Annotated in this window: 13 protein-coding genes; all 13 read right to left on the bottom strand. The window is 42.7% G+C overall.

Going from position 1 to position 11,675, the window contains the following annotated elements; genetic code table 11:
* Positions 1 to 4: 4 nt before the first annotated feature.
* The 13 genes from OC25_RS04245 to OC25_RS04190 all read right to left on the bottom strand — a co-directional run bounded on the left by OC25_RS04245 (position 5) and on the right by OC25_RS04190 (position 11,602).
* Positions 5 to 424: a GPW/gp25 family protein gene (locus OC25_RS04245; RefSeq protein WP_039472141.1), complete on the bottom strand. Its 420-nt coding sequence runs from the start codon at positions 422 to 424 to the stop codon at positions 5 to 7.
* Between the two features lie 2 nt (positions 425 to 426).
* Positions 427 to 705 carry a PAAR domain-containing protein gene (locus tag OC25_RS04240; RefSeq protein WP_039472140.1) on the bottom strand — a complete coding sequence of 93 codons (279 nt, stop codon included), beginning with the start codon at positions 703 to 705 and terminating at the stop codon, positions 427 to 429.
* 2 nt (positions 706 to 707) lie between these two features.
* Positions 708 to 2,435 (bottom strand): type VI secretion system tip protein VgrG, encoded by a 1,728-nt coding sequence (vgrG, locus tag OC25_RS04235; RefSeq protein ID WP_039472139.1) that lies wholly within the window; start codon positions 2,433 to 2,435, stop codon positions 708 to 710.
* A 6-nt stretch (positions 2,436 to 2,441) separates the two neighbouring features.
* Positions 2,442 to 3,161: a CIS tube protein gene (locus tag OC25_RS04230; RefSeq protein WP_039472136.1), complete on the bottom strand. Its 720-nt coding sequence runs from the start codon at positions 3,159 to 3,161 to the stop codon at positions 2,442 to 2,444.
* A gap of 2 nt (positions 3,162 to 3,163) precedes the next feature.
* Positions 3,164 to 3,325 carry a DUF5908 family protein gene (locus tag OC25_RS27830; protein WP_156131399.1) on the bottom strand — a complete coding sequence of 54 codons (162 nt, stop codon included), beginning with the start codon at positions 3,323 to 3,325 and terminating at the stop codon, positions 3,164 to 3,166.
* Between the two features lie 12 nt (positions 3,326 to 3,337).
* The gene (locus tag OC25_RS04225) at positions 3,338 to 3,796 is read right to left on the bottom strand and encodes a phage tail protein (RefSeq protein ID WP_039472133.1); all 459 of its coding nucleotides are present in this window, start codon (positions 3,794 to 3,796) and stop codon (positions 3,338 to 3,340) included.
* A 5-nt stretch (positions 3,797 to 3,801) separates the two neighbouring features.
* The gene (locus OC25_RS04220; RefSeq protein WP_039472131.1) at positions 3,802 to 4,236 is read right to left on the bottom strand and encodes a phage tail protein; all 435 of its coding nucleotides are present in this window, start codon (positions 4,234 to 4,236) and stop codon (positions 3,802 to 3,804) included.
* Between the two features lie 21 nt (positions 4,237 to 4,257).
* Positions 4,258 to 5,703 carry a phage tail sheath family protein gene (locus OC25_RS04215; RefSeq protein ID WP_039472129.1) on the bottom strand — a complete coding sequence of 482 codons (1,446 nt, stop codon included), beginning with the start codon at positions 5,701 to 5,703 and terminating at the stop codon, positions 4,258 to 4,260.
* Positions 5,704 to 5,706: 3 nt separating this feature from the next.
* Positions 5,707 to 7,497, bottom strand: a complete 1,791-nt coding sequence (locus OC25_RS27275; RefSeq protein ID WP_039472127.1) for a phage tail sheath family protein — start codon at positions 7,495 to 7,497, stop codon at positions 5,707 to 5,709.
* A gap of 18 nt (positions 7,498 to 7,515) precedes the next feature.
* Positions 7,516 to 8,625: a hypothetical protein gene (locus tag OC25_RS04205; protein WP_039472125.1), complete on the bottom strand. Its 1,110-nt coding sequence runs from the start codon at positions 8,623 to 8,625 to the stop codon at positions 7,516 to 7,518.
* Complete coding sequence (locus tag OC25_RS04200; protein WP_052265954.1) at positions 8,622 to 9,230, bottom strand: Pvc16 family protein; 609 nt, start codon at positions 9,228 to 9,230, stop codon at positions 8,622 to 8,624. The genes OC25_RS04205 and OC25_RS04200 overlap by 4 nt, the downstream gene beginning before the upstream one ends.
* 472 nt (positions 9,231 to 9,702) lie before the next feature.
* Positions 9,703 to 10,395: a lysoplasmalogenase gene (locus tag OC25_RS04195; protein WP_039472123.1), complete on the bottom strand. Its 693-nt coding sequence runs from the start codon at positions 10,393 to 10,395 to the stop codon at positions 9,703 to 9,705.
* Entirely contained in the window at positions 10,385 to 11,602 is a 1,218-nt protein-coding gene (locus OC25_RS04190) for a sterol desaturase family protein (protein ID WP_039472121.1), read from the bottom strand. The genes OC25_RS04195 and OC25_RS04190 overlap by 11 nt, the downstream gene beginning before the upstream one ends.
* Positions 11,603 to 11,675 lie beyond the last annotated feature (73 nt).

Raw genomic sequence — 11,675 nt, 5'->3', positions numbered from 1 at the left:
TTCGTTAAATATTTGTGCCTTCGGTTAAATAATAAGGATAAACAATATTGTTGCGCGTATTGGTGCTCCTAACGGTGTATTCGACTACGAGGTTGATGATCCCTTGTTCGTCATTTTTAAAAACATCGAGCTTATCGAGCTTAATGCGGGGTTCGTAATAAATAATGGCCCTGCGGATGCGTTCGGTAATCCGGGTAACCAGGGTAACGTTCAGCGGTTCAAAAATCATATCCTCTACATTGCAGCCATATTCGGCCTGCATTACCCTTTCGCCAACAGCGGTACCGAACAAAATTTCGAGGCTCTGGTTAATATCTGTTACCTCACTTACCATTTGGGTAGCAAAAGCTGTTGTACCCTGGTATTTGGTTATAATGGGCGGAAAAGCCCATCCTTTGCCTAAAAAATTGTTCTCTGTATCCATATTTAACCTATTGTAACTGTCGGACATCCTACTACTGCACTTGCGCCACAAATGCAACTATCGCCTGTTCTTACGGCGGGCATCCCACCAATAAAAACAGTACTACTGCCAGCCGGAAAAGCACTAACGGTTGGCTGGTGACTATTGGGAGGCAACACACAAACATGATTATCGCCCACAACGCTGGCCGGCATCCCGCCGATTAAAACGGTGGCTACACCAGGTCCAACAATGGTTCCGCCATGGTTGGTGGTATCGGTAACTCTTGCTGCGTTTGGCATAATTAATTGATTTGTACCATACTTCCTTTAACTTTTGTAATGGCCGATGAGCTCACCTCAGTACCCGCACTGCCACTTAATTTTAACTGCGCATTGGCTGTAGCGGTAATGTTAGTTCCATCAACTTTTATATCGCCCGATGCTTTGAGCGTAAGGTCTTTTATACTTTCTATCGTTATCCCGTCCTGCCCCATTTCAATTTTATTACCGTTCATATCCTGAATGGCAATCTGCTTCTGATCTTCATCCATTGTAATCACATTACCACCAGGGGTTTCAATTTTGATGATTTTCTTTTCATCGTCAAAAAGCACCTGAAGCTTGGAGCGGGTAGATAATCCCTTTAAGTAATTATCATCTTTAGCTTCTAAATGAGGTGGAAATGTACTGCTGTATAACCTTCCGATTATTACCGCATCACGCGGATCGTCGTTAATAAAACCCACAATTACTTCATCATCTTTTTCGGGGTTCCACACCCAACCGTGGTCTTTACCGGCATCAACACTGGCTAACCTCGCCCAAATGCCGTCGCTATCTTTCTCTACGGTGGGCAAACGCACCCTGATCCTGTTTTCGCCATCGGGATCATTTTCCAGCTGGGTTACGATTCCTATTTGCAAACCGTTTACGGGCGGAATGATACCTGTGGCTTGTTTTTCTACAATATCATCGAAATTGTAACTGTGCAAGGTTTTATCGAGTCCAAACTGTACATGACTGTACCAGGCAGCTTCGCCCGAATAGGAATGTACTACACCGGTTATCAGGCATTTGCCACTAAACCGCTCGCCCATCCCTTGCAATTCTACTATAATTCCGGGTTTTAGCTTGTTATCGCCCTGCACCCTAAAATTGCCGATTACCCGGTTTAAGCGGCTCCTGAACAGTTGTGCACTGGCCCATTCTGCCGATTCCTGCTCGGCTACATTACCCGAATGATACAGGCTGTTATCTTCCCAGCCCAATACACCGGCCAGGTCATCGCCAGAAATATTACCCTGCTGGGGCAAAGATTTTGCTGTTGAGGTACCCTCTTTTACTTCCTGATTGGTGTAGCTCCAGTTTTTGGTAATTACCTGCGGATATTGCGTTCGGGCATCCATCTGGGCTTCAAAATCATAAATATCGGTGCCATAGGTATAAGTGGCTGTACTTTGCTGACTGGCATCGGGCTGGCCTATCTTCAGTTTTCCTTCTTCTGTAATTACCAATGCACTGTTTAATTCTGCACGGGTAACTATAAAATCCCAGTTGCTGCAGTTAAATTGTACCAGTTGTTTATGCTGTAAATCCAATCCGTCAATATCTGCACTGATGTTGCATTGACCTGCCAGATCAGTTATAGCATCATTGTCGGTAGTATCTTCCCATATTTTGTTTTTGCGGCCGGCAGTTAGCTTAATGGCCTTATCGCGACACTCAATCTCCATCTGGCTGCCCTCTTCGTTGGCTTTAATGGTTTGACTGATGATGAGCCCCGAAAACAGGGTTTCATTTTCGCCGTTATAACCGGCAGCAATTGTAATTTCAGCCCCGGGAATAAAATCGCTGCCATTGCTGAGTTCAAAATTCTGAGCAGCTGCACTGCCATCCATTACCACTACCCTTGCTTTGGGTATGGCATTAACCACATTGGTAACCACGATTTCCAAAATACCAACTGCATCAGACAAGGCTTGTCCGTTGATGGTAATGCTGAAGGTCTGTGGTCCTGAAGGGGCTGGCATAACTGGTTATTTTGCTAAAGGTGGAAACGATATACTTTGTCCTTGTTTCAATTTTCTAAAATTATTCAGCTGGTTAGCCTTGGCTACTTCTAAATAATATTTATCGGTTTTATAGATGTTATAAGTCATTAACGGCAGCGAATTATCGCCCTCAACTTTGCGGTAATGGGTTAAATCGGGCGAACTGCGCCGTTGTTCGTTCGATTGTTCGGTAAGGGAAGTATAACTGGTAAAAGTACAGTCGGTTTTAGCCCTTAAGGGTTTGCCACTATTATCGAACAACGTGTAGGTAACTTTAACGGCAGTAAGCATGCCCTGAAAGGTAAGCTCGCCCCAATGTATTTTTAAAAAATTAGGCTGATGCGTGTCTTCCTTAATTTTAAAACAGCTCTCAATAAACTGATCGATAACTTTGTGCACAGTTTTATCGCGCTGCACATCGGCCTGAAAAGTAGAACTACCAGAGTAAGAGGCTGAAGTGGCATCCCAAAGCAGGTCTAAACTCAGCTCCTTACCTCTCGACGATTTAAACTCACCCACACCATCAGCCGCATTTACAGGTGCATCGTTATCCAGTTCATTTTTATAATCGATAAAATAGGTATTGGGATTGTACAATACCTTAAAGGTTTCGATCGGAGAACCGGAAAAGTTGTTATCAGAATAAACATCAATTACGAGTTTTTCTAAATTACCCAATCTATCGTGAAGCTGACTTAAAGCCATAGTTACCTCTCATTCTTATTTTTGATCTGTAAACGCAACTCTTCCAACGCCTTTTTCATTTTTTTATCTGTAGCCGTTTGTCCGGTTTGGCTTGGTGGCACCGTACCCGCAACATGGTTAGTAACGGTGGCAGTAATGTTCAATTCTCTGATTTCTACTGGCATAAGGCTTTTGCGTTAAAAAACTTCTATCCTCCTGAAATACTGGTGTGCAAACTCTATACTTTCGATTACCAAACCGTTTTGCTGGGCATTAAATCCTTCTACCGACCATTTTACGGGATAGGCGTTAACAAAGTTCCAGGCTTGTAAAGGCACATGTTTATCGTTCAGCAAAATCAGGGTAATATCTTTCGGGCTAAATGTAAATGCCTCTACCGATTCTTTAAACCATTTCATTGCAGCTGATCCAATTAACAAACCCCGTTTAAGCGTTAGGTTGCTGTAGGTTACGGCTGTTGGTAGTTTATGTGCGAAGCGGTTTTCGCCCCCTTCTTTGTATTCTTCGGTCGAAATGTTGGTTTCAAAGCCCGTAGCATCAGTAAAGCCAATATCGGCCAGTCCTTCATACTGCGGGAATAATCCTTCGATCCGGAGCAAAAAATGAAAACCAACTGGCGGATTTACAGCTTGCATAACCTCTAGGTAAATTCGATACTTAAACCTTCGTGTGCTAATTCAACCGTTTCTATAGCCACTTCGTTACCGGTAGAATTTAATGTTGGCCCGTCTACTTTAGAAGGCCAGGCCCCACGCACTTTCCAAACTACCACAGGCTCATGACTCTCGTTAAGCAAACTAATGGTCAGGTCGCGGCGTTCAATTTTATTCAAACTCACGGTATTAAACCACTGAAAAAGTTCGTTATCGCCTTTGGTGATGCCCCTTTTCATCGAAATGGCCGAGTATTGCTGCATTCCGGGCATTTTGGTTACATGGTATTCGGGCGAGTTTCCTTCCCGGTAATCAATAGACTGGGTTTCTACTGTTAAACCGCTAACCTCTGTAAAACCAATTCGCGAGCCGCCCCATTCCACCTGAAAGTGAAACACCGGCAATGGATAAGTATTTGCCATAATTTATAGTTTTAGGATGAATTATTCTTGTAGTTTATGCGAGAATTTAAGGATGATAAATTCTGCCGGACGAACAGCTGCCATGCCGATTTCGACATTCATGCGTCCTTCCAGAATATCAAGCGCTGTCATGGTAACGCCCAATCCAATGCGCACAAAGTAGGCATCATCGGGTTTGGCACCCTGTAAGGCTCCCTGCCGCCAGAGCTGGTTTAAAAAGTTCTCGCACATGGCTTTTACACGCAGCCAGGTATTGGCATCGTTGGGTTCGAAAACCACAAATTCGGTGGCTTTTTTAACGCTCTCTTCTACAAAATTATAAAAGCGCCTTACTGAGATGTACCGCCATTCGTTATCGTTGCCCGCCAGGGTACGTGCCCCCCAAACCAATGTGCCTTTGCCGGTAAAAAAGCGAATGACATTGATGGATTTACCTGTTGTCGGATCGACATTTAGGGTTTCCTGTTGTTGGGCCGTAACTTTTAAGGTTGGGCCTGTTACCAGTTTTACACTTTCGTTGGCTGGAGCTTTCCAAACCCCGCGGTTATTATCAACCCGGGCCATAATACCGGCAACAGCACCTGATGGCGGCAAATCGATTACGTTTTTATCCATCTCATTTACCAGTGCACGATAAGTGCTCAGATCTATGGCTTTAATGGCTTCGAGACTTGCTCCATGGTATGGCCCATCGGATCCGTTTACCTGGTGTTTTACCACCACTTTATCATTGTAGGCATAACTGAGCGTGCTCTGCAGCCAGGGGTAATATACTGCGCCATATTTGAGGTAATCCATACTTACATCATCACGCACAATTCCGGCATCATCGAAAGGTGAATCGGATAGCACCCAGGCATCGAAAATAGCAATCCGGTCTTGCAGCCTGGCACATTGCGCCAGGGCATAATCGTAAACATCTTTATAGCCCGACTTACTGGTGCTAAACGAAGTATGCCTGTCGGTAAGTACCAGCATGGTGGGTTCATCTACTTTCGCAATTGCATCTAAACCTGCTTTGGCAGTATCGTTTGTAATGGTGGTAGCATAATCTCCGCTCGATACGATGTAACATGGTCCGCCTCCATTGGCAAAAAACAACTGGATGGCATAGTACAGATAGGTGCCCTTTACCGCACTCTTTTTAGCCTCGCAGGTAATTACCCGTTTTACCACCTTGCCACCAGCTTCGGTATCGGTAATGGTTGGGATTCCTGTGCCCTCAAAAACAGCCGTTTCGGGATTGGCTCCGCCAAAATATTTTTGATAATCCAGAAATGAGGTAATCCGGATGGGGGTTGGCAACTTTGTTCCGGCCGTGGGCAAAATATCGTTCCCGTTTTCATCTTTGGCAAATTGGGTACGCCCAATAAACGCAGGAATAGCCGTTTCAACCGGTGCTATTGATGCCGGCAGTTTACTTATTTCCTCAATGTAAACGCCTGGGGTTTTATAATTCGTTGCCATAATTTAAGATTTTGCTAATAGGTGAGAAAATTTAAGAACGATAAACTCTGCGGGCCTTACCGCTGCCATGCCGATTTCGATAATCAACCTGCCTTCCAAAATATCGAGGGCCGTCATAGTGATCCCTAGGCCGACATTTACGAAAAAGGCATCTTCTGCTTTGGCACCAGCCAGCGCACCTTGTCGCCAAAGTTGATTTAAAAAGTTCTGGCACATGGTTTTTACGCGCATCCAGGTTTTGGCATCATTGGGTTCGAAAACCACAAACTCGGTTGCTTTTTTTACCGATTCCTCTACCATGATGAAAAGTCGCCTAACCGGCACATAACGCCATTCGTTATCATTTCCGGCCAGGGTACGTGCACCCCAAACCAGGGTTCCTTTACCGGCAAACTTGCGGATCACGTTGATGCTTTTGCCCGAAGTGGCATCTACGTTGAGGTAATCCTGTTCCTCATCGCTCACAGCAATTAAAGGCTTATCTACCGTTAGCAGGCTTACGTTGGCTGGTGCTTTCCAAACGCCACGGGTGCTATCTACCCGGGCCATAATCCCTGCAACTGTTCCAGATGGATAAAGCGGAACGGTAAAAGCATCAAGCGCGGCTTTAATCTGGTTGAAAAGGGCGAAATCGTTACTATCGAAACCGCCGGTTAAAAACGGATTGCTTAAAGTAATATTTGGCGCACTACCTTTCGGATCATAAACCAATGAAATGGCATTGCCGGCACTTCCGGCAGTTTTAGCCTGCACTTTAAGTACCCCAAGGGTTGCGGTAGAATCAACCAGTGCAGCAAGTTCTGTATTATTTGCAATTGCTGTTTTTAATGCAGCAGCCACTGCGGTAGTATCGGCCCCAATGGCCACACCGCCAGTGCCAAAAGTAAAACTGAAGCCTGCAATGGAGATAGAATGTCCACTGATAGCTGTACTACCAAAAGTAATATCAGCAGAGGCTTTTACCGCAGTAACAGGTGCTGCAGTATCTATAATTTTAGTAATTGCTTTTTTGGTATTGACAACCTTTTTATAAATACCGGCATTGGCACCAGTGCGGTTATCGGCCGCAATTTTAATGTTATCGTCGGTTACGCGGTTATAACTTGCCCCGGTTTGCACCTGCGGATAATAAACAGCCCCGTATTTCAGGTTATCGGCACTCACCAAATCGTTCCTGAATTTATCGGCGACCAGATAAGGCGTTGCCTGACCCATTTGAGGGGCATCCAGCACGGCAAAACGATCTTGCAGTTTGGCGCATTGTGCAAGCATGGCATCGTTTAACTCTTTAATATCCGAACTGCCGGTTAAGGTAGTACTTTCGGGGATGAGCAAAAGCGTAATTTCATCTTCACGCTCGCAAGCAAGCAAACCAGCTTTTAATGTTGCTTTGGTTAATGCAGGTGTATCTTCGAAGGTGCCTACCGAAACGATCCAGCAGGGTCCGCCACCGTTTTCGTAAAACATTTTAACATGATAATACAACACATAACCCGAAGCCCCGGTAGCTGTTGTTGTGGCTGCAACATCAATTTTGGGCGTAAGCTTATCCTTTTCGGGTTCGTTAATGGTTACTTCCAGTACTTCGGGAAAGGCACCGCCGAAGCTTGCCTCAAATTCTAACAACGAAGTAATGCGTATGGGTGTGTTGATGGCGAAGGCTACGCCATTCTTTTCCCGCTTTGCGGTATAGCCGATAAAGCCTGGGATAGCGGTATCAACCTGTGCAATGGAAGGTGGTATTGTCGAAATCTCTTCAACGTATACGCCTGGATGTTTATATGTTAGCGCCATATCGAAATGAATTATTTTTTAAACATATACATATACTTTACTCTCCTCGCCCACTTGTTTTTCGGGCATCGGATTGGGCAAATTCTTGGTTAAAACCACCTCTGTTCCACCATCTTTCTTACTCAGTTGCAGCCCCAGTTTTACCTGCTGAAAAAACGGGATCTTTACGTTGCTTTTAAAAAGCAATATTTCGGCAGCAGCAATTTTATTAATCGGATCGGGATCGTTGGGCGGTACGGGATTACCTGCAAAAGTATATTTGGCATATACCGGATTGCCGTTGGGTGTACCATCCAAACTTTTATCCTTTACCAACAGATCAAAGTCATCTAAATCGATCCCGCTCTGGTTAATCACATAATATTTCCAGATGGTTGATTTCCGCAGGAAACTGATTAAAAACGGCGTTTCAGTAACCACAGCCGTACTGGCCGGCAGTTTAATGTCGAGTACACCAAAAAGCGATTGGGTACTTAAGCTGTTGCTTTTAAAAATCTTATAAGTGAGCAAATCGTTACCGGTATCGGCTGCATTTTTGATCGAAATGGTATACAACCCATCGGCTAGTTTGCCCAGGTTTAATAGCTTTTCGAAAACCTTACTGCTGTTAATTTTAATTTTATAGGGGCCATTTACTGGTAAACCTGCAGTATCATAGTCTATTACCAGATTGCTTTCGCTTGCTGAATTTACACGCAAGGTAACCTCGGTATTTATAGCAGGAAGCGTAAAACTTAAAGCCATTAAATCGCCTGCAATGCCATCAATAATCTGGTACTCGAGTGCAGCATTAAGCGCATTGTTTGAAAAATAGATCTTTTTATTGCTTAAAAATTCTTTAACGGGAGCGGTTTCGTTTAACTGGGTTACCGCAAAAAATCTGGCTGCATCAGTTAAGCTGATGCCAAAGTGCAAATTGGTATCTAAAAGCTCAATTTTGTTTTTGAGATCTGCACCAACTTCGCTAATCAGATTAAAACCTGTGGCAAAAGCCCTGAACAGCCAGCGTTGGTTGCGCATGGTTTTGAGCGTTTCGGCAGCCGGTACGAAAACGAGGTTATTGCACAAATTATCTTCATAGTAATTGTGTTGTACATGAACAGAAAATAACTTGCGGTAAGCTGTCATAACCTGGTTTTTGTGTTTAATAGAATATTTTCCACTAATCCATCCGGCACCAACTGCACATTTTCCTGCACGGTAATCATTCTGATTTTATATAAAACAGATGGCAAATAACTGTGACCAATAATGCTCCAGAAATGGTTCATCTGTTCAAAATTGAAACTAAAAAGTTCGGCACTTAAGCGTTCTATATTTTTATCGATGGTGGCAAGCAATGGCGAATTGGCTTGCGTAAATACATTCTTGCCCTGAAAAAAAGCAATTACCTGCGATAGTCTTTTCAAGCCCTCCAGATAATCAAGCGTTGGCGATTCGGTGCCGGCACTGTTAAAGTTGGCCGATATGAGTACGTACAGGTTGAGGTAAATATCGGGGTTACGGGTTTCAATATCACCAAACATATTCTTCACGCTAACCCTTTGGTCTTTCAAGGCCCGGTCCTCTTCAATGTTCATCAAAGTAATGCCCATTGTTTTTTCGGGTATGGCCAATTTACCATCCGAAACAATGCTGCTTACCACAATATATTCATCATTGGCGGTATTGGCAACATGGTTCAGGTAACCATTAATTTCCTTCGAAAAAAAATCTAGTGCTGCGTTAATCATAGATAAAAATTCGGTTCAGATTTATTTGGTAATCAAACGATTAACATAAACTTAAAGCCGAAAACTCTTATAGTTATTAACAATTTCAAAAAAAGTTATTAACATTTTTGATTGCACAGAAAACAACTATCAGGAATAAAAGAGGAAGGTTTTTTAGCAAAATAAACCGACTAAAAACTTAGTTTTTAACATACTAAAAATCAAGTTGTTAAAAATAAACAAAGCCAAAAAAACCATTTTTTTCAGAAACGGATTTCCTTTTTCAAAAAAGTTGCGCCAAAACAGGGCTAAAACTGCTCAAAAAGCGTACAAACGCCCTTTTAAACCGTATTATTAATGATACTTCGCCATTTTTTTTATTTTTTTGAAAGGGTAAAAAACAAAAACGGCGTCTGTACTTTTTACAAACGCCATTCAGTTGAGTGCATCAAAATGCTAATGCCGAAGCCGGATGTTTTTATCGTTTCCGGATTTAAACCGCTGTTCGTTTTACCACCAGTTCGCGCACTACAGTACCATACACAATCAGGTATTGGGCAATCATATAGCTAGCCATAATCAGTACACCCGCTTGTGGAATGGTCTGTGTAAATTTATTAATGGCCAGCACACTATCCGACAAGAGAAAGAACAGTGCCCCGTATAAAATGAGTTTAAAACTAAAAATATTTACCTTTCCGTAGCGATTTACCGCCATAAGCGCCATTACAGTAATAATAATGGCATACATTAATACAGGGAACTGCATTGCGCCTAATTTGGGCTGCAAATAGAAGAATAAACCTGAACAAAAGATCGCAAACACACCTACAATCCATAAAAAATAAGGCGTTCTATGCTTGGGGTTTGATCTGTGATCTAAAGTAAAAGCCCTGATGTAAAAGATATGGCAAAGTAAAAAAGCAATCAATCCGTAAATAAAGAACATTGGCCTGCCTGCTTGCAGCATGAGCAGTACATCGCCTGCCAAAGCAAAAATTAATCCGGTGAAAATGCGCTTGTGAAACCTTCCTTTCAGGTTAGTACTGCTGTAAAGCCAAACCATCAAACTGATAACAATTAAAGGCTTAGAAAACTGGAGTAGGAACATATTGCCTGCGGTTTCGGCATACAATTGAACAATAAATACGAGTGCAAAAATGAAAGAAAATAGTTTAGTTTTCATCGGTGTTGGGATTTGCCTTTTGCAAATTAAAGAACCAAATTACGGATATTAACTGAATGCCGGTAAAAATAACCTGATAGCCAACCGGGAAATTTAAAAGGAAGACCAGCAGAACCCCGAGGATTAGCCGGAAATATTCGAATTTAACCAGCCAGGCTTTCCCTTCCAGCAGCGCGCCACAAGCAATTAAAGTTAACAATGTAAATATGGTTCCCGATATTAAGCCTAAGGTTTCCATTTTATTGTAGGAAAATAAAATAGCCGATCCGGCGGCTAAAGCCACTATAAATTGTACCAAAACATAACCGATAAGCTTTGATTGATAAACCGGATCATACTTACGATAGCCATCAACGTCGATTTCTGGCGCATGCTGAAAACCACCCAAATGCTCGGGGAACCAGCCCGGAGACTTCAGAAAGACTTTTATTTTATCTGTTATTTTGGGCGATTGCCGGGCTGTCTTAACTAAATCATCCCAGTAGTGCAGGTTAGCCCAAACCGGGTTCCAGCTAGCGAGTGGCTTCGTAATACCATAATAAACCTCTTCTTCTTCTTTTTGAAAGGTACCAAAAAGCCTATCCCAGATAATTAATGTACCCGCATGGTTTTTATCGATATATTTTGGGTTAGAGCCATGATGCACCCGGTGATGCGAGGGCGTATTCAAAATATATTCTAAAAAGCCCATACTTTTAATGGCGCGGGTATGAATCCAGAACTGATATAAGGTATTGAAAGAACTTAAGGTTAAAAACATAATCGGATCAAAGCCCACAAAAGCCAGCGGCAGGTAAAATATCCAGCTAAACCAACCCTGAAACCAGCTTTGGCGCAGCGCTACTGTTAAATTGTATTCTTCTGATTGGTGGTGCACAATATGGGCTGCCCAAAGTGCATTAATTTCGTGGCTCATCCGGTGAAACCAGTAATAGAAAAAATCTACCCCGATAAACAGAATTATCCATCCCCAAATGGTTTTGGGCATTTCGAATAAGCGCCAATGCTCAAAAATGTATTTGTAACCAAAAAACAGTGCGGTTTTCATAAATATTCCGGTAAGCTGCTGCCCTATTCCCTGACTCAAATTGGCAATACTATCGTTTAGCCGGTAATAATTCAGCTTTTTATAAAAATTATAGGCAAGCTCTATCCCAATCAGGATAAAAAAAACAGGCACAGATAAAGCAATATAATCTACTTTCATAGGAACGGAAAAAGGAATAATCTGGTTAGTATATTGTTGCTACAATTTAGCTAATATTCGTGTTAAGATAAAA

It is taken from the genome of Pedobacter kyungheensis (assembly GCF_000812965.1).
GTDB classification, from domain to species: Bacteria; Bacteroidota; Bacteroidia; order Sphingobacteriales; family Sphingobacteriaceae; genus Pedobacter; species Pedobacter kyungheensis.
This window is presented reverse-complemented; position numbering and strand designations above follow the sequence as displayed.

Excerpts from the sequence above, each read along its gene's own strand:
- OC25_RS04245 (WP_039472141.1), bottom strand. The coding sequence starts at position 424 with ATGGATACAGAGAACAATTTTTTAGGCAAAGGATGGGCTTTTCCGCCC.
- OC25_RS04240 (WP_039472140.1), bottom strand. The coding sequence starts at position 705 with ATGCCAAACGCAGCAAGAGTTACCGATACCACCAACCATGGCGGAACC.
- vgrG (WP_039472139.1), bottom strand. The coding sequence starts at position 2,435 with ATGCCAGCCCCTTCAGGACCACAGACCTTCAGCATTACCATCAACGGA.
- OC25_RS04230 (WP_039472136.1), bottom strand. The coding sequence starts at position 3,161 with ATGGCTTTAAGTCAGCTTCACGATAGATTGGGTAATTTAGAAAAACTC.
- OC25_RS27830 (WP_156131399.1), bottom strand. The coding sequence starts at position 3,325 with ATGCCAGTAGAAATCAGAGAATTGAACATTACTGCCACCGTTACTAAC.
- OC25_RS04225 (WP_039472133.1), bottom strand. The coding sequence starts at position 3,796 with ATGCAAGCTGTAAATCCGCCAGTTGGTTTTCATTTTTTGCTCCGGATC.
- OC25_RS04220 (WP_039472131.1), bottom strand. The coding sequence starts at position 4,236 with ATGGCAAATACTTATCCATTGCCGGTGTTTCACTTTCAGGTGGAATGG.
- OC25_RS04215 (WP_039472129.1), bottom strand. The coding sequence starts at position 5,703 with ATGGCAACGAATTATAAAACCCCAGGCGTTTACATTGAGGAAATAAGT.
- OC25_RS27275 (WP_039472127.1), bottom strand. The coding sequence starts at position 7,497 with ATGGCGCTAACATATAAACATCCAGGCGTATACGTTGAAGAGATTTCG.
- OC25_RS04205 (WP_039472125.1), bottom strand. The coding sequence starts at position 8,625 with ATGACAGCTTACCGCAAGTTATTTTCTGTTCATGTACAACACAATTAC.
- OC25_RS04200 (WP_052265954.1), bottom strand. The coding sequence starts at position 9,230 with ATGATTAACGCAGCACTAGATTTTTTTTCGAAGGAAATTAATGGTTAC.
- OC25_RS04195 (WP_039472123.1), bottom strand. The coding sequence starts at position 10,395 with ATGAAAACTAAACTATTTTCTTTCATTTTTGCACTCGTATTTATTGTT.
- OC25_RS04190 (WP_039472121.1), bottom strand. The coding sequence starts at position 11,602 with ATGAAAGTAGATTATATTGCTTTATCTGTGCCTGTTTTTTTTATCCTG.